The organism is Burkholderia sp. MSMB1589WGS (genome assembly GCF_001636105.1).
Lineage (GTDB): Bacteria > Pseudomonadota > Gammaproteobacteria > Burkholderiales > Burkholderiaceae > Burkholderia > Burkholderia humptydooensis.
Genome location: NZ_LNJT01000008.1, coordinates 2,218,840 through 2,235,461 on the forward strand (window position 1 = coordinate 2,218,840; position 16,622 = coordinate 2,235,461).

A 16,622-nucleotide genomic window follows, 5' to 3' on the forward strand; every position below is an offset into this window, starting at 1 on the left:
TGCCGGGGAGGTTCGGGATGCTGAAGAAAGTCTATGCGGGCAAGCTGACGTCGCCGGAGCGGGCGGTGTCGGAAGTGCGCAGCGGCTCGGCGATGCATTCGACGTGCCGGGCATGCTGCGCGAGGCGCCGCACGCGGAGCAACCGGGGCGGCGCATCACGGAGGCGCTCGCGGCACACGGCGCGCCGCGCGCCGACGCTCTTCTGCATTCCGGGCGCCGGCGCGAGCGTGACGACGCGCAACCCGCTTGCCGATCGAGCGATCGGGATGCCGATCACGTGCCCGCCAGCATGATCCGCCGGATCAGCGAACGGGTGTGACGCTGGTCGCCCCCGAAGCCCCCGAAGCCCCCGAAGCGCGGCCCCCTCGATCCGTCTTCCCATCGCCCCCCGGCCGCTGCGCGAGCCGCCGGACCTGCTGCGCCAGCTCCGCAAGCGAAATCTGCCCGCGCATCTCGGTCACGAAATTCCCCGCCAGCACCGCGACCATCAGCACTGCGATCGCGCCCTTGAGCGGCTGGCCGACCGACATCAGATCGAGCTTCTGCGCCGACCGCGCGACGAACGCGAGGCCCAGGTCGACGAGCACCAGCATCGCCATCATCGGCGTCGCGATCCGCGCGATCATGTTCATCAGCATGTCGATCCGCGCTTGCGCGAATGCTTCGAGCAGCGGCGCGGGAACCGGATCGAACGACCCGAGCGGCCACCATGCATACGATTCGACCAGCGCGCCGAGCAGGAACGTCATGCCGCCCAGCAGCCAGAACGACGCGATCGTCAGTTGCCCGAACAGCGTCGCCATCAGCGATGTCTGCGTGCCCGAGCTCGGGTTCTGCATCTGCACGTTGTTGAAGCCGGCGACGTCGTCGACATACGTGCCGATCGCCTCTGCGGCCCAGAACACCGTCGACGCGGCGATGCCGAGCACGAGCCCGATCACGGCCTCCTTCAAGCAGGCGATCACGAGAAACGCGCCGTGAAGCTGCGGAATCAGCGCCTGCTGCCCGCACGCGATGAACAGGCACCACACCGCCGCCGCGCCGCTGCGCATCGGGCCTTTCATCACGGTGTCGGCGGTCGCGGGCAGGATCGACATGATCACGAGCAGCCGCTCGCTCGACAGCGCGAGCAGCACGATGAAGCCGATGAGTTCGTCGCCCAGGTGCTGCAGCGCAAAGATGTCGCTGGTGTTCATCCGCATGCCTCGTCCGATGCCCGCGCGGCCGCGAGCCGGCGTGCGAGCACGCCTTCTTCGATGTCCTCGTCCTGCGTGTCCTCGGCGGCCGCCTCGGCCGCGCGCGCGAGCTGCTTGATCCGCTCGCGCACGACGTCGATCTGCGCGTCGTTGCGCGCGATCCGGCGCGCGGTCGCGGCGAGCTGGTCGAGCTTCGCCTGCAGCGCCGCGCGCAGCCCCGCGCATTGCGTGCTCGCGAGCGCGTGCTCGTCGAGCAGCGCGTCGCGATAGCGGCGGCACGCCGCGTAATCGCCAACCGCGAACGGCGCGTGGCCGGCCGCCATCGCGTCCACGCGCGCCGCATAGCGATTCGCCGCATCGAGCTTCGCGTGCGCGTGCGCTTCGCCCTGCGCGAGTTCGGCCGCCGCCGCGTCGCGTTCGGCGCGCAGCGCGGCCTGCTCCGCGCGCAGCCTCGCGCCGCGCTGCTCGCGCCGCGCGAGGAGCGTCTCGAAGGCGCGCTGCCTGCGGCGCATCACTGGACGAGCGCGTGCAGCGCGGCGAGCGTCGCGTCGGGCGGCGAGTACTCGTCGGTGCGCTGGTTGAGGAACGTGCGAATCCGGTCGATCTTCGCGACCGCCTCGTCGGCCGCCGGATCGCTGCCCGCCTGGTATTCGCCGAGCTGCAGCAGCGTCTCGATCTCTCGGTGCTTCGCGAGCAACTGGCGCAGCCGGCCCGCCGCGCCGACGTGCTCGCGCGTCGCGACCTGCGGCATGATCCGCGACAGGCTGCCGAGCACGTCGATCGCCGGATACTGGTTGCGCGCGGCGATCTCGCGCGACAGGATGATGTGGCCGTCGAGAATGCCGCGCACTTCCTCGGCGATCGGGTCGCTGCCGGAATCGTCCTCGGCGAGCACCGTGTAGAGCGCGGTGATCGAACCGTGCTCGCCCATCCCGGTGCGCTCGAGCAGGCGCGGCAGCTCGGCGAACACGGAAGGCGGGAAGCCGCGCCGCGCGGGCGGCTCGCCGGCCGCGAGGCCGATCTCGCGGCCGGCGCGCGCGAAGCGCGTGAGCGAATCCATCATCAGCAGCACGCGCTTGCCCTGGTCGCGGAAATACTCGGCGATCGCGGTGGCCGCATACGCGGCCTTCGCGCGCTCGATCGACGAGCGGTCGGACGTCGCGCACACGACGACCGAGCGCGCCATGCCGTCCTCGCCCATGATCAGCTCGACGAACTCGCGCACTTCGCGGCCGCGCTCGCCGATCAGCGCGATCACGTTGACGTCGCACGACGCGCCGCGCGCGAACATGCCGAGCAGCGTGCTCTTGCCGACGCCCGCGGGCGCGAAGATCCCCATGCGCTGGCCTTCGCCGAGCGTGATCAGGCCGTCGACGATGCGCACGCCGGTGGCGAGCGGCGCGTCGACCATCCTCCGCGACATCGGGTTCGGCGGCGGCGCGATCACGGGACGCAGCGCGTCGTAGTCGAGCTCGCCGCGCCCGTCGATCGGCTCGCCGAAGCTGTCGATCACGCGCCCGAGGATGCCGTGGCCGACCTTCACCGACAGCGGCCGCCGCAGGCCGATCACGCGCGTGCCGCGATTGATCTCGCCGAGCGTGCCGAACGGCGACAGCAGCGCGACGTTGCGGGTGAAGCCGACGACTTCCGCATGCTGGATCAGCGCGCCCGACGCGCTGCGCAGCTCGCACAGCTCGCCCAACGTCGCTTCGAGGCCGACCACGCGCATGAGCGTGCCGATCACTTCGAGCACCTTGCCCGTCATGTCGACGGCGGGCTCGATCGCGAGCCGCGCGGCCATCGCGTCGGCGACGCGGGACAGATCGGTCAACGCATTCATGGGCGGCCCGCGTCGTCGAGCGCGCGGGCGAGCGCCGCGCGGATCGCGTTCAGTTGCGTGTCGAGGCTCGCGTCGACGGTGCCGAAATCGGATTCGCACACGCAGGTGCCGCGCGCGACGCGCGGCTCGACGACGACGTCGACGGGCGCGTTGCGGCCCTGCCGGCGCCATGCGTCGGCCAGCAGCCCGAACTGCTCGCGCGCGGCGTCATAGTCGGCGTCGCACACGCGCACCGTCAGATAGCTCGCGCCGGCGACGACGCGCTCGACGGTCTCCGCCGCGCGCGCGAAGAGGCCGCGCGCGTCCTCCGCGCGCACCATCTGTTGGACGGCCGCGGCGACGAGCTCCGCGAGCCGCTCGCGCATCCGGTCGCGCACGCGCCGCTCCTGCTCGAACGAATCGGCCGCCTGCGCGTGCCAGTCGGCGATCGCCTGCGCGCGGCCCGAATCGTAGCCGCGCGCGTATGCGCTGTCGTGCTCGCGCCGCGCGGCGTCGACGAGCGCGTCGGCCCGCGCGCGCGCGTCGGCGGCGATCCGTTCGGCTTCGTCGCGTGCCGCGCGCAGCACGGCGTCGCGTTCCGCCGCGAGCGCGTCGAGCGCGGCGTCGAGCGCCTGAACCGTTTCGAACGCATCGCGGCGCAGCACGCCGTGCGGCGCCGCGATGCAGAGATCGTCGGCGAGCGCAATCCCGCGGTTCTTCAGCCAAAAAGCCATGACCACTCCGGAAACAGCGACGGCAGGCGCGCGAGCAGCATCGCGCCGTCCGCGTCAGCCGCCGCGCGTTCGATCCACGGCGCGCGCGCGGCGTCGCGCGGCAGCGCGAGGCGCACGATGCGCATCGGCCCCGCCGGCGACCAGGCCCGGTCGCGCTCGAACAGGCACCAGCCTTCCCAGGCGAGGTCGTCGCCGGACAGCCGTGCGAGCGGCGCGGCCGGCTCGCGGCGATCGAGATCGCGCGCGCGCGGCGCGTCGGGCAGCGCGGCGAGCGCGCGGCAGCCGCCCGCGCCGACCCAGCCTGCAAGCCGCTCGCGGCTCGCGCGGTCGATCCAGTGGCGCAGCTCGGCGCGCCGGAACAGCAGCGCGCGCACGCGCATGAGCCGCAGCGCATCGGCCACAGGCAGCGCGGCGAGCCGGTCCGCGGGCGCGTCGAAGCCGTCGAGCGCCGGCGACGGGCCCGCGAGCGTGCGCAACAGCAGCCGCGAGCACGCGGCGCGCAGCGCGGGCGCGCGCTCATGCATCGTCGCGACGAGCGGCGCGAGCGCGCCGTGCCAGCTCGCGTGGACCCAGTCCGCCGCGCGTCGCGCGTTCGCGTCGTAGCCGGCGAGCCACGCGGCCCGCGTCGAGACGCTGGCGACGCTCGCGGCCGGCGCGCCGCCGCTCATCGCGCGCCGGCCTGCCGAGGCGCGGCCGCGGCCTTCGCGCCGCCGCCGCGCAGTCGCGCGGCGAGGCCGCCCACACCCGAGCCGCCGCCCTTGCGCGCGCGCCACCACAGCGCGCCGCCCGCGGCCGCGAGCGCGACGCCTACGAGGACGGCGACGAGCACGCCGGCGAGCGTCGCGCCGCCGGATTTCTGCGCGGGCGGCTGCGCGGCCGACACGAGATCGACCGGGTCGGCCGCGACCGACGTGACGCTCACTTCGTCGTACGTCAGCCCTTCGACGCTATGGACGACGAGGTTCTTGATCTGCGGCGTGAGCGTCGCGAGATTCGCGTTCGGCCGGTACTTGATGAACACCGACGCCGACGAAGGCTTCGCGACCTGCGCGAGCGGATCGTTGTTCGGCAGCACGATGTGCACGCGCGCGACGACGACGCCGTCGATCTTCGACAGCGTATCCGACAGCTCCTGCGACACGCCGTAGATGAACCGCACGCGCTCCTCGGTCGGCGTCGACACGAGGCCGTCCTTCTTGAAGAGCGCGCCGAGATCGTCGTAGCGTGCCGCGGGCAGCCCGCGCGCGCGCAGCACTTCCATCGCCTTGACGATCTGTTTGTCGTCGACGGCGAGCGTCCACGTCTTGCCGCCGTCGGGCGTCTTCTTCTGCGCGTCGACGCCGTTTTGCAGCAGCGCGGCCATCATTTCGTTGCAGTCGCGCTCGGCGAGGCCGCCGTACAGCTCCTGCCGGCAGCCGGAGGCGAGCGCCATGCACGCGACGAGCGCGGCGAGCCGGGCCCTGCGGCCGGCGGCCGCGGAGATCGGGAGACGGAGTGTGTTCATGATCACTGGTTCTTCATCAGCGAGCCGATCGCGTCCTTCGTCGACGTGACGACGCTCATCTTCGCCTGCAGGTCGATCTGCATCGCGGTCGCCTCGGCCGACACCTGGATCGACGCCGCGACCATCTCGCTCATCGACATCTCGTTCGCGTGCCGGCTCAGATAGGCGGTGTTTTCGAGCACCTGCTTGAGCGCGGCGTCCGACGTCTCGACGAGCTTCGACACCGCGCTCGTTTCGTGCGCCTGCGCGACGGGCGGCGTCGGCGTCGCGTTCGACATCAGCGCCTGGAAGCGGCCGGCGACGTCGGCAGGTACTTCCGGCGGGACGTTAGGCATCGACGCGGCCGGCGCGGCGGCCGCGTCCGAGAACGCGACGTCGAGCGCGCGGGTCAGATCCACCGGGGAAAGCGGGGCGTTCATGCGGATCTCCCCGTCAAAGACGCAGATATTGCTGGTGCGAGAACGCGGCCTGCGCATCGAAGCCGCTCGACGGATTCGCGGGCGGCGCATCGGCCGCGTCGCCGCTCGGGTTCGCGTTCGCGACCGATTCGGGCAGCTCCCATACGCCCGTGCGTTGCGCGTGCTCCTTCGCGAGCATCACGTCGTGCTGCCGCTCGAGCGCCTTGACGAGCGCGATCGCCTGCGCGGGGCCGCCCGCCGCCAGCACGTCGTCGGCGGCGATTCGCCATTCCGGATCGCGCTTCAGTTGCAGCGCGAACGCGAGCAGCGCCTTGCCGTAGATCGCGTTCGTCGGGCCGTTCGCGACCGCCGCGAACACGCGCACCGCGTCGTCGAAGTGGCCGAGCGCGACGTGCAGCATGCCGTCGAACATGTCGGCGGCGGGCAGTTGCGGCGCGAGCACGCGCAGCGCGTCGATCAGCAGGCCGATGTCGTAGGGATCGGCGGCCGGACCGCCGAGCGCGCCGCCGAGCGAGAGGCTCGCCGCGTCGATCAATACGTTCAACGCTGCGTGGCTGCATCGCAGATAGGTCGGCCGGGATTCGTCCATGGTGTGCGCTCCGTGTCGCCGCGCGAGCGGCGCATGTCGTTGAGGAAAAGGCGTATGGGGCGCAAGGTAGCAGCGCGCCGCCGCCGCCCGGCCGCCGATGCGAAGCGCGCGCGTGCGGCGCGAAGCGTCGCGCGCGCTTCGCGCCGCACGGCGCGGCTTCGGGCCGGCGCGCGCGCGCGGCGCGGCGCGCCGCTAACGTACGCGCCATGTCCGACTCTCGACAGGAACGGCGGCGATGGCCGAAGAGAAAACCGAGGAGCCCACCGAGAAGAAGCTGAAGACGGCCCGCGAGAAAGGCCAGGTCGCGAAGAGCAAGGACGTCGCGGACGCGGTGACGCTGGCGGCCGCGATCGGCGTGCTGACGGCGGGCGAATCGATGCTGACGGGCGGCCTCACGCGCGCGATCCGCACCGCGCTCGACTTCGTGCACGGCGAGCGCACGCCGCAGGCGACGCTCGCCGCGCTGCACGATCTCGCGGCGAGCGCCGCGCTGACGATGCTGCCGTTCGTCGCCGCCGCGATCGTCGCGGGCGTCGCGTCGCAGGCGCCGCAGGCGGGCTTCATGATCACGCTCGAGCCCGTGATGCCGAAGTTCGACGCGATCAATCCGATGGCGGGCATCAAGCGGATCTTCTCGCTGAAGTCGCTGCTCGAGCTCGTGAAGATGATCGTCAAGGCGATCGTGCTCGCGTGCGTGATCTGGAAGATGATGACGTCGCTGTTTCCGCTCGTCGTCGCGAGCGTGTACGAGGCGACGCCGCAGCTCGCGCGCGTGCTGTGGACCGTGCTGATGAAGCTCGTCGGCGTTGTCGCGCTCGTCGTCGCGGTGTTCGCGGCGGCCGACTACAAGATCGCGCGCGTGATGTTCATCCGCGACAACCGGATGACGAAGGAAGAGACGAAGCGCGAGCACAAGGAGAGCGAGGGCGATCCGCACACGAAGGGCGAGCGCCGCCGGCTCGCGCGCGAGATCGCGACGAGCGCGCCGCCGCGGCAGAAGGTCGGGCAGGCGAACGTGCTCGTCGTCAACCCGACGCACTACGCGGTCGCGATTCGCTACGCGCCCGACGAGCATCCGCTGCCGCGGGTGATCGAGAAGGCCGTCGATGCCGGCGCGCTTGCGCTGCGCCGCCACGCGCACGCGCTCGGCGTGCCGATCGTCGGCAACCCGAGCGTCGCGCGCGCGCTGTACCGCGTCGAGCGCGACGCGGCGATTCCCGAAGAACTGTTCGAAACGGTGGCCGCGATCCTGCGCTGGGTCGAATCCATCTCGGGCGCGCGCGCCGACGCCGCCCCTCCCTCCGCGAGGTCGTCATGACGCTGAAAACCCTCAAACTTCCCGCCGGCGGCGAGGTCGGCATCACGGTGCTCGTCGTCGCGATCGTGTCGCTGATGATCCTGCCGCTGCCGCCAGAGGTGATCGACGTGCTGCTCGGCATCAACATCGCGATCAGCGTCACGCTGCTGATGGTGACGATGTATGTCGGCAGCATCGTGTCGCTGTCGGTGTTTCCGTCGGTCCTGCTGTTCACGACGCTGTACCGGCTGTCGCTGAACATCGCATCGACGAAATCGATCCTGCTGCACGCGAACGCGGGCGACATCATCGAGAGCTTCGGCGAGCTCGTCGTCGGCGGCAATCTCGTCGTCGGCCTCGTCGTGTTCCTGATCATCACGACCGTGCAGTTCATCGTGATCGCGAAGGGTTCGGAGCGCGTGGCCGAAGTCGGCGCGCGCTTCACGCTCGACGCGATGCCGGGCAAGCAGATGAGCATCGACGCCGACCTGCGCGCGAACATCCTGACGCCCGACGAGGCGCGCCGCAAGCGCGCGACGCTCGCGAAGGAGAGCCAGTTGCACGGCGGGATGGACGGCGCGATGAAGTTCGTCAAGGGCGACGCGATCGCGGGGCTCATCATCACGCTCGTGAACATCGTCGCGGGCATCGCGATCGGCGTGATGTACCACGGGATGACGGCGGGGGAAGCCGCGAACCGCTTCTCGATCCTGTCGGTCGGCGACGCGATGGTGTCGCAGATTCCGTCGCTGCTGATCTCGGTCGCGGCGGGCGTGATGATCACGCGCGTCGCCGACGATCACGACGAAGGCGAAGGCACGTCGCTCGGCTCCGAGATCGCGAGGCAACTGGGCGGCAGCCATCGCGCGCTGTATTTCGCGGCGGTGCTGCTGCTCGGCTTCGCCGCGGTGCCGGGCTTTCCGGCGGCGCTCTTCGTGCTGCTGTCGGCGACGCTCGCGTTCGCCGGCTACCGGCTGCAAAAGGGCGCGCGCCGCTCGACCGCGCGCGGCGAGCCGGTGATCGCGCTGCAGCGCGCGGGCGCGAAGAGCGGCACGCCGTCGATCCTGCCGCGCGCGCCGCTCTTCACGTGCGCGATCGGCGTGCGCGTCTCGCCCGATCTCGTCGCGCGGCTCGCGCCCGCCGCGCTCGATCGCGCGTTCGACGAGGAGCGCGCGAAGCTGCAGGAGGAGCAGGGGCTGCCGTTTCCCGGCATCACGCTGTGGACGAGCGGCGCGCTGCCCGCGGCGACGTGCGAGATCCTGATGCGCGACGTGCCGCAGGCGCGGCTCGAATTGCCGGCTGACCAGACGATGCTGCCCGACGCGGCGTCCGATCCCGCGCTCGCCGGCCGCTGCACGAAGCGCGGGCCCGCGGGCGGGCTCGCCGAGAGCTACTGGATCGACGACAAGGCGGCGCCGGCCGGCGCGCGCGCGTGGCGCGCCGAGCAGGTGATCGCGCACGAGACGATCGCGCTGCTCAGGCGCAACGCCTACCTGTTCCTCGGCATTCAGGAAACCCAGTGGATTCTCGACCAGCTCGGCCTCGACTATCCGGGGCTCGTCGCCGAGGTGCAGAAGGCGCTGCCGACGCAGCGCATCGCCGACGTGCTGCGCCGCCTGCTCGAAGAGCACATCCCGATCCGCAACGCGCGCGACATCATGGAGAGCCTCGTCGCGTGGGGGCCGAAGGAGAAGGACATGCTGATGCTCGCCGAATACGTGCGCGGCGACCTGTCGCGCTATCTCGCGTATCGCGCGGCGCGCGGCGCGCGGCAATTGCCGGCCGTGCTGCTCGACATGGCGGTCGAGCAGCACATCCGGCAGTCGATCAAGCAGACGCCCGCCGGCAACTTCCTCGCGCTGCCGCCGGAGCAGGTGCGCTATCTGGTCGACAGCATCGCGTCGTTCGTCGGCGACGCGCCGCGCGACGACGTCGCGCTCGTCACGTCGATGGACGTGCGCCGCTACACGCGGCGGATGATCGAGGCGCGGCTCGGCTGGCTGCCCGTCTATTCGTATCAGGAGCTCGGCGACCAGGTCGAATTGCGGCCGGTCGGCCGCGTGACGATGCCGACGGCGGCCCACGCATGAGCGCCGCCGACCTGAGGCCCGTGCGGATCATCGCGGGCGAGCCCGCGCCCGAGCCGGGCGGCGCGCCGCGCGCCGCGCGCCGCGGCTTCGACTACGCGCAGTTGATGCGGCGCTCGCGCGTCGCGCCGGCCGGCGAGCGCGCGCCGGACGGCGGCGACGCGCGGCGGCGCGACGCGTCGAGCCCGTGGCGCGGCGGCGCGACGCCGCGCGTCGAGCGCGATCCGGCCGCGCTGCCGGACGCGGTCGGGCGCGAGGCGATGGCGCGCGCGCGCGCGGGCTCCGATGCGTTCGTCAATCAGGTGTTCGCGCAGCGCGAGCGGATGGTGCGCGTGGCCGAAGCGCTCGCGCCCGAGATTGCCGCGCTGTGCGCAGACGACGCATCGAGCCGATGGGAGATCAGCCTGCCGCTCGACGCCGCGCTGCTGCCGGACACGGTGCTGCATCTCGTTCTTTCGCGTTTCGACTTGCGGCTTCGGTTCGACACGCCGGACGCGGCGACGCGGCACTTACTCTCTACGCATGGCGCGACGCTGCACGCGCGACTCGACGCGCTGCTCGCGCATGACGGCGCGCCGCGCACCATCGAGATCGACGTCGGCTGAGCGAGCGCGCAACCGAACCCGACCCACCATGACGATGGATACCGAGCCGATCGAACTGGAACCCGACACCGCCGAGCCGCCCGGCATCAGCGCCGCGCTGCCGCTGCCCGCGTGCAGCGCGTTGGACGCGGCGCTCGCGCGCCTCGTCGCCGACGCGCGGCTCGCCGCGTGGCTCGCGCGCTTCCCGACGGTGTCCGGCTGGCGCGCAGCGACCGGCGAACGGCCGCGCTTCGAGCGCCCCGGCGTGCTCGACCTGCGGCGCGACGGCGCGACCGCGCGCGTCGCGATCGACCTCGCGGCGTTTCCGGCGCTCGACGTCGTCGCAGCGCCTGCGCTCGATGCGCGCGGCGACGCGAGCGTGTCGCTGCGCACGGCGCTCGCGTCGGCGCTGCTCGCGCCGCTCGTCGCCGCGTTCGCGGCGGCGGGGCTCGACGGCGTGACGATCGGCGCGCTGCGCGCCGCGCATCCGGCTGCGCTCGGCGCTGCGCGCTGCGTGCTGTCGTTCGCGCTTGACGGCGCGCCGCTGCGCTGCGCGCTGCTCGACGCGCAGACGCCGTGGCTCGACGCGCTCGCGGCGCGGCTGCGAAGCGAGCGGCCGCGTGATGCGGCGGGCCTGCTCGCGCGCGTGCGCCTGCCGGGGCGCGTGCGGCTCGGCTCGCGCAGGCTGCCGCTCGCGGTGCTGCGCAGCCTGCGGCCGGGCGACGTGCTGCTGGGCCTGGCGCCCGCTGCGCTCGGCGTCGCGCGCGCGGGCCCGCTGCATGCATGGTGGGGCGCGCGTCGCGCGACGCAATGGCACGCAACCGTTCTGATCGAGGGAAACACGATGACGATGACCGACATGCCCGACACCGCCGACGATCTCGACGAGCCAATCGTCGCGGGCGATTCGCCGGGCGATTTGCAGGCCGATTTGCAGGCTCATTCGCGCTCCGATTTGTGGACGGATTCGCCGACGGATTCACCAAGCAATTCGCCCGCCCGCGACGCGCCGTCCGCCGTGCCCGAGCCGGCGGACCTCGGCGACGTCGATCTGCCCGTGCACGTCGAGATCGACACGCTGTCGCTGTCGATCGCCGAGCTGGCCGCGCTGCGGCCGGGCTACGTGCTCGAGCTGCCGCTCGCCGCGCGCGATGCGCCGGTGCGGCTCGTCGCGTACGGCCAGGCGATCGGCGGCGGCCGGCTCGTCGCGGTGGGCGCGCATCTCGGCGTGCGGATCGACCGGATGGCGGGCGACGATGGTTCAGTTTAACGACATCACCGGCCTTTTGATCGCCGTGCTCGTGATGAGCATGGTGCCGTTCATCGCGATGGTGGTCACGTCGTACGCGAAGATCGTCGTCGTGCTCGGCCTGCTGCGCAACGCGCTCGGCGTGCAGCAGGTGCCGCCGAACATGGTGCTCAACGGCATCGCGATCCTCGTGTCGCTGTACATCATGGCGCCGATCGGCTTCGCCGCGCAGCAGCAGCTTCAGGGGCAGGCGCTGTCGCCGCAGCCGACGCAGGCGATGCTGCAGGCGTTCGGCGCGGCGAAGGAGCCGTTCCGCCGGTTCCTAGCCGCGCACTCGCGCGAGCGCGAGAAGCGCTTCTTCCTGCGCTCGGCGTCGGTGATCTGGCCGAAGGCCGCGGCCGCGCAGTTGCGCGACGACGACCTGATCGTCCTCGCGCCCGCGTTCACGCTCGCGCAGATGACGGACGCGTTCCGCATCGGCTTCCTCCTCTACATCGCGTTCATCATCGTCGATCTCGTGATCGCGAACGTGCTGATGTCGATGGGGATGAACCAGGTGCAGCCGACCAACGTCGCGATCCCGTTCAAGCTGATGCTGTTCGTCGTGATGGACGGATGGTCGACGCTCGTGCACGGCCTCGTGCTGACCTATTCCTGAATCCCGATTCCGAGGAGGCTCGCCCGATGGAAATCGACGACCTGATCCGGCTCACGTCGCAAGGCATGATGCTCTGTCTTTACATCTCGCTGCCCATCGTGCTCGTCGCGGCCGCGTCCGGCCTGGCGATCTCGTTTTTGCAGGCGATCACGTCGCTGCAGGAGCAGAGCATCTCTTACGGCGTGAAGCTCATCGCGGTGACGGTGACCGTCGCGATCGCCGGGCCGTGGGCGGCTGCCGAGATCCTGCATTTCGCGCAGCAACTGCTGACCGAGGCGGTGCCGTCATGAGCCGCATCACGCGCGCGACCGCGCACACCCTCCACGCGGCGAGGCATGAACCGCGGCGGCGCCGGCCGGTGCGCGCGCGCGCCGCGACGACCTACGGCAAGTACGGCACGCGCTTCGCGTATTCGAACGGCTATCAGGCGAGCATGATGGCCGCGCGCAACCAGATGCTCGCGAAGCTCAAGGCGCGCACGAAAGCGGCCGTGGCGGGATCGCGCCGCCGCCGACGCGTGGACAGCCCGGGAGACGCATTCGACGCCGGCGACGAAGCGCCGGCGCCGCACGCGCAGGTCGCGCCGCACGACGAGCACGAGCGCGGCGGGCATGCGGGCGGGCGCGGCGGCGGCAGGCAGCAGCGCGATCAGGACGAGCGCGACGGCGAGCCGGCGACCGTGTCCGCGCTGCCGCGCGTGCGCGCGCGGCCGGCATCCGCGCCGTTCCCCGCGCAACACGCGCTGCGCGACATCGCGCGCACGCTCGCGGACGGCGCGCAGCGCGAGCAGGCGCTGCGGCATCTGTGGGCCGACACGCTGCTCCAGCTCGGCCGGCGCGTCGATGCGCAGCCCGACGCGCACATCACGGCCGCGCTGCTGAATCACCACGCAGACCTGCTCGCCGCCCGCTTGCGCACGGGGCCGTGGACGCCGAGCGGCTGGAGCGGCGTGAAGCAACTGCTGCTCGACGCGATGCGCAGCGAGGGCGGCGCGCCGCGCGACACGTCGGTCGCGCGCGGCGAGCGTGCGCGCACGCACTACCTGCTGCTGCCGCTCCTCGTGTTCAACGCGGAGCGGCCGTCGACGAACGTGCAGCTCACCCGCGCGATCGCGAGCGTCGAGACGCTGCGCGGCGGCATGGCTGCCGCGCGGCGGCCGCGATCGTGAGCGCGGGCGTCGCGATGAGCGCGGCGCTTCGCAAACGCGGCGGCGAATTCGCGCGGCGAACGGACCGCGTTGCCGCATCGAACTATTCTGGCTGCATGGATGAACGATGCGGCGCGATCGAAACGGCGCACCGTTCTCGATCGATTCGATCGATTTGCTCGAATCGATCGATGCGAATGAACCACACGACGCAAGGATGAGGAGCGACCGATGAAGCTGCTGCGGATCCTGACCGGCCTGCACGCCGGCGCGGAAATCGCGCTCGACGCGGGGGAGCACCGGATCGGCGCGGGCGATGACGCGGAGGTTCGCATCACCGACTGGCGCGACGGCGACCTGCTGCTGTCGATCGACGCGCAGGGCGCGACGCGCGCGCGGCGCGCGGCGAGCGTGCCGCCCGAGACGGCGGCGGCCCCGTTCGATGCGGACGGCTCGCCGCTCCTGATGCTCGACTTCGTGCCGGTGCCGTTCGGCGAAACCGCCCTGTGCGTCGGGCCTGCGGACGGCGCATGGCCGAGCGATCTCGAACTGCTTGCGACGCTATGGGCGCCGCCGCCCGGCGCCGATGCGGCGCGGCGCGGCGCGCAGCGCAAGCTCGCCGCGTGCGCGGCGGCGGGCGGCGCGCTCGTCGCCGGGCTGCTCGCGATGGGCGCGATGCTCGCGAGCGCGCATCCGGGCGCGCCGCCGGCGGTCGAGACCATCGGCGCGCTCGCGAACCGCGTGGGCGGGGAGCTGAAGCGCGCGGGCTACGCGGAGCTGCACGCGGCGCCGCGCGGCGCGATGGTGGCCGTCACCGGAATGGTCGCGACGCCCGCCGACGACCTCGCTGCGCGCAAGCTGCTCGAGCGCCTCGCGGCGCACCGCGTCGAGCGGCAGTACGACGTCGCGCAGGACGATGCGCAAAGCATCGGCGAGTCGCTCGGCGCGTCGGGCACGTCGGGCGCGACGGTCGCGTATGCGGGGCAGGGGCGCTTTCGGGTGTCGGGCGTCGTGCCGGATCTCGCGCAGTTGCGCGCGGCGGTCGAGCGGGTGCGCGCGGACGTCGGGCCGAACGTGCGCGCGATCGAAGTCGACGCGCGCCAGTCCGGCGACGCGCCCGTGCCCGTCGCTTACTCGGGCATGCTCGAGATCGGCGACGTGCGCTACATCGAGACGCCGGACGGCGTGAAGCACGTGTTTGCGGGCGCGCCGGCCGACGGCGCGCCGGAGCTCAACTGACGGGACTCAACTGACGGGAGAAGCGGCATGTACGAAGCATTGGAACGGGCGGCGGAGGAATTCGGATCGCTCGAGCGGGCGCTCGCGGCGCCCGACGCGGCCGCGCGGATCGGCGCGATTCGCCACGCGCTCGGCGAGACGGCCGAGCGCGTGAGCGCGGCCACCACGCACGCGGCGAGCGATTACGAGCGCGACGCGATGCAGAAGATCTATCGCGGGCTGCTCGCCGCGCAGCGAATCGTCGCGACGCTGCACGAGTCGAACGCGACGGCCGCCTGACGGCCACGGTTTCGCCGCGCAGCGTGCGGCGGCTAACGGAGCGGCGCGAGCCGTTCCGGACGATGCCGCACGCTGCGCGGCAAAAAAGCGGCGGGCCGCGCGATGGGCAACAAGCGGCGGTTGCGCCGGATCTTTGTCGATGCGTGTACGCACGCACTATCTAAGGAGTGTTGACTATGAGCATGATTAATACGGCGTTGCAGGCTGGCGGAGCTGTGTTGAATTCAGGCGCCAGCGCCGATGCGGGCATCGCGGCGATGAAACAGATGGCTCAGGATCAAATGAAGATGACGATCGCACAGTCGGAAATGGAAGTGCAAAAGGCTGCCGTCGGCCTGATGCAAAAAGGCGCGGAGAAGATCCAGTAAGTTGGCCGCTGCTCGCCGGGTGTCGGACAGCCGGCGCTTCGTGCGCCGGCTGTTTTTTTGCCGCGTGCCGGATTCCGGAACGGAATAGCCATGAGCCAGGAACGCTACGAGAAAGTCATCGCCGAGGTGTGCGCGATCGTCGATTTGCCGGATGTCGACCATGTGCTCGACACGCGCTCGATCGAGGTCGAAGGCTTCGACGTGCGGCTCGAACACTTCGAAGACGATCCGGATTCGATGTACGTGAACTTCCATTATGGAATCGTCAGCGCGGGCCGCACGCTCGCGGTGTACCGGCTGCTGCTCGAGGCGAACCTGTTGATCTACGCGCAGGACCAGGCGCAGCTCGGGATCGACGCGGACACGGGCAGCATCGTGCTGCTGATGCGTTTGCCGCTCACGCCCGACGTGACCGGCGAGACGCTCGCCGACCTGTTCGCGCATTACGCGGAACACGGGCGCTACTGGCGGCAGAACATCATCGAATCGGGCGACGAGATGTTCAACGGGATCGCGTCCGGCGAGTATTTCTGGCTGCGGGTGTAGCACGCGCCATTTATCAACAAGTTCTTCGAGGTCACTCAAAATGGGAAATTGCATCAGTAACGACGGTACTCATTCAGGTCGCGTAAGCGGCGATTACCAGGAGTCTCATGAGCTGACAAGGCCAACCCGGTCCGATGCTCGTCGCCCGCCGCGACGCACGGCGGCCGGCCCGGTTGCCGGTCTCGGTGCGCGTCGATCGTCGGCCGGGCAAAGCACGCAGCACACCGGCTCGCGCGCAGCGCTTCCGCCACGACTTCGGGCCGCAGAGGGGGGGCATGGCACGCTGCACGGGTGGATCGAGGCCATCAACCAATCCGCGCGCTCGGCGCGGCCTATAAGCGTCGCAGACATTCAAAGCCGAGACGTTCCGATCCCTCCGACGGTGTACCGCGCTGCGAGGGACGACGCAGGCGATATCGCGGAAAACGGCGTTCCCAGCGGCCGGTCTCGTCACCAGACCGACGACCAATACCTCGCGGACATCATTCGCCATACCGCACGCACAGGCGGCAGCGGGGGGCAGGTGCCATCGTTCAGTGCGAATCAGGCGACGTCATTGCGCTTCCTTAGACCGGGTATCGGAATGTCGTTTGTCACGGTCGACACGACCCGCGATCCGCGGGGATTTCGCACGGCGGCCAACATCCTTCTGCATGATGCCGAGCGCCTGGTGCAGCAACGGCTTGTTAGCTCGGGCACGGTCGCACGAGCGATCGAGAAACTTGTCGACGAGAACGAGAGCGAGGTTTTTTATGTACGTGGAAACGTACCGCACTCGATGATTCAGAGCGCCTCGGCGCGATGAGCCGCGGCTGGACCGCAATCGTAACGGAACGTCACAAACTGCTGCGCGGATCCGGCTCGAACGAGACGATGACGGCACGCATCCACGCCCGGCGCGTCGCGA

The 16,622-nt window shown here is 71.1% G+C and carries 21 protein-coding genes; 12 read left to right on the forward strand and 9 right to left on the reverse strand.

What is annotated here, in order from left to right; translation table 11 throughout:
- Positions 1-31 precede the first annotated feature (31 nt).
- The 9 genes from WT16_RS34130 to WT16_RS27020 are packed head-to-tail and all read right to left on the reverse strand — an operon-like array spanning position 32 to position 6,261.
- Entirely contained in the window at positions 32-277 is a 246-nt protein-coding gene (locus WT16_RS34130) for a hypothetical protein (RefSeq protein WP_156521518.1), read from the reverse strand.
- Between the two features lie 25 nt (positions 278-302).
- The gene (sctT, locus tag WT16_RS26985; RefSeq protein ID WP_063534620.1) at positions 303-1,196 is read right to left on the reverse strand and encodes a type III secretion system export apparatus subunit SctT; all 894 of its coding nucleotides are present in this window, start codon (positions 1,194-1,196) and stop codon (positions 303-305) included.
- Positions 1,193-1,711 carry a type III secretion protein HrpB7 gene (locus tag WT16_RS26990; protein ID WP_096746656.1) on the reverse strand — a complete coding sequence of 173 codons (519 nt, stop codon included), beginning with the start codon at positions 1,709-1,711 and terminating at the stop codon, positions 1,193-1,195. Before WT16_RS26990 ends, sctT begins: the two co-directional genes overlap by 4 nt.
- Entirely contained in the window at positions 1,708-3,036 is a 1,329-nt protein-coding gene (gene sctN, locus WT16_RS26995; protein ID WP_006028710.1) for a type III secretion system ATPase SctN, read from the reverse strand. The genes WT16_RS26990 and sctN overlap by 4 nt, the downstream gene beginning before the upstream one ends.
- The gene (gene sctL / locus WT16_RS27000) at positions 3,033-3,749 is read right to left on the reverse strand and encodes a type III secretion system stator protein SctL (protein ID WP_063534621.1); all 717 of its coding nucleotides are present in this window, start codon (positions 3,747-3,749) and stop codon (positions 3,033-3,035) included. Before sctL ends, sctN begins: the two co-directional genes overlap by 4 nt.
- Positions 3,734-4,417 (reverse strand): type III secretion protein HrpB4, encoded by a 684-nt coding sequence (locus WT16_RS27005; RefSeq protein ID WP_063534622.1) that lies wholly within the window; start codon positions 4,415-4,417, stop codon positions 3,734-3,736. The genes sctL and WT16_RS27005 overlap by 16 nt, the downstream gene beginning before the upstream one ends.
- The gene (gene sctJ, locus WT16_RS27010; RefSeq protein ID WP_063534623.1) at positions 4,414-5,253 is read right to left on the reverse strand and encodes a type III secretion inner membrane ring lipoprotein SctJ; all 840 of its coding nucleotides are present in this window, start codon (positions 5,251-5,253) and stop codon (positions 4,414-4,416) included. The genes WT16_RS27005 and sctJ overlap by 4 nt, the downstream gene beginning before the upstream one ends.
- A 2-nt stretch (positions 5,254-5,255) precedes the next feature.
- Positions 5,256-5,672, reverse strand: a complete 417-nt coding sequence (locus WT16_RS27015) for a type III secretion protein HrpB2 (RefSeq protein WP_015602697.1) — start codon at positions 5,670-5,672, stop codon at positions 5,256-5,258.
- 13 nt (positions 5,673-5,685) lie between these two features.
- Positions 5,686-6,261, reverse strand: coding sequence for an HrpB1 family type III secretion system apparatus protein (locus WT16_RS27020; protein ID WP_063534624.1), 576 nt, complete (start codon positions 6,259-6,261; stop codon positions 5,686-5,688).
- Positions 6,262-6,496: 235 nt separating this feature from the next.
- Here WT16_RS27020 and sctU point away from each other — a divergent pair, with 235 nt between their 5' ends.
- The 12 genes from sctU (at position 6,497) to WT16_RS27085 (ending at position 16,520) form a co-directional block, all read left to right on the forward strand.
- The gene (gene sctU / locus WT16_RS27030; protein WP_015603656.1) at positions 6,497-7,579 is read left to right on the forward strand and encodes a type III secretion system export apparatus subunit SctU; all 1,083 of its coding nucleotides are present in this window, start codon (positions 6,497-6,499) and stop codon (positions 7,577-7,579) included.
- Positions 7,576-9,648, forward strand: coding sequence for a type III secretion system export apparatus subunit SctV (sctV, locus tag WT16_RS27035; protein WP_006028717.1), 2,073 nt, complete (start codon positions 7,576-7,578; stop codon positions 9,646-9,648). Before sctU ends, sctV begins: the two co-directional genes overlap by 4 nt.
- The gene (sctP, locus tag WT16_RS27040; RefSeq protein ID WP_059932320.1) at positions 9,645-10,250 is read left to right on the forward strand and encodes a type III secretion system protein SctP; all 606 of its coding nucleotides are present in this window, start codon (positions 9,645-9,647) and stop codon (positions 10,248-10,250) included. Before sctV ends, sctP begins: the two co-directional genes overlap by 4 nt.
- A 34-nt stretch (positions 10,251-10,284) precedes the next feature.
- Entirely contained in the window at positions 10,285-11,499 is a 1,215-nt protein-coding gene (sctQ, locus tag WT16_RS27045; RefSeq protein ID WP_063534981.1) for a type III secretion system cytoplasmic ring protein SctQ, read from the forward strand.
- Positions 11,486-12,136 carry a type III secretion system export apparatus subunit SctR gene (gene sctR, locus WT16_RS27050; RefSeq protein ID WP_006028720.1) on the forward strand — a complete coding sequence of 217 codons (651 nt, stop codon included), beginning with the start codon at positions 11,486-11,488 and terminating at the stop codon, positions 12,134-12,136. The genes sctQ and sctR overlap by 14 nt, the downstream gene beginning before the upstream one ends.
- 26 nt (positions 12,137-12,162) lie before the next feature.
- Complete coding sequence (gene sctS / locus WT16_RS27055) at positions 12,163-12,426, forward strand: type III secretion system export apparatus subunit SctS (protein WP_006028721.1); 264 nt, start codon at positions 12,163-12,165, stop codon at positions 12,424-12,426.
- Positions 12,423-13,304 carry a hypothetical protein gene (locus WT16_RS27060; RefSeq protein WP_015602920.1) on the forward strand — a complete coding sequence of 294 codons (882 nt, stop codon included), beginning with the start codon at positions 12,423-12,425 and terminating at the stop codon, positions 13,302-13,304. The genes sctS and WT16_RS27060 overlap by 4 nt, the downstream gene beginning before the upstream one ends.
- A 210-nt stretch (positions 13,305-13,514) precedes the next feature.
- The gene (gene hrpD5, locus WT16_RS27065) at positions 13,515-14,522 is read left to right on the forward strand and encodes an HrpD5 family protein (RefSeq protein WP_063534625.1); all 1,008 of its coding nucleotides are present in this window, start codon (positions 13,515-13,517) and stop codon (positions 14,520-14,522) included.
- A 27-nt stretch (positions 14,523-14,549) separates the two neighbouring features.
- On the forward strand, positions 14,550-14,801 hold the full coding sequence (locus WT16_RS27070; protein ID WP_063534626.1) for a hypothetical protein: 252 nt from the start codon (positions 14,550-14,552) through the stop codon (positions 14,799-14,801).
- Positions 14,802-14,977: 176 nt separating this feature from the next.
- Positions 14,978-15,169, forward strand: a complete 192-nt coding sequence (locus WT16_RS27075; RefSeq protein ID WP_009915560.1) for a hypothetical protein — start codon at positions 14,978-14,980, stop codon at positions 15,167-15,169.
- Between the two features lie 90 nt (positions 15,170-15,259).
- Positions 15,260-15,715: a CesT family type III secretion system chaperone gene (locus WT16_RS27080; protein ID WP_006028725.1), complete on the forward strand. Its 456-nt coding sequence runs from the start codon at positions 15,260-15,262 to the stop codon at positions 15,713-15,715.
- Between the two features lie 382 nt (positions 15,716-16,097).
- Positions 16,098-16,520 (forward strand): hypothetical protein, encoded by a 423-nt coding sequence (locus WT16_RS27085; RefSeq protein ID WP_063534627.1) that lies wholly within the window; start codon positions 16,098-16,100, stop codon positions 16,518-16,520.
- The last annotated feature ends 102 nt before the right edge of the window (positions 16,521-16,622 follow it).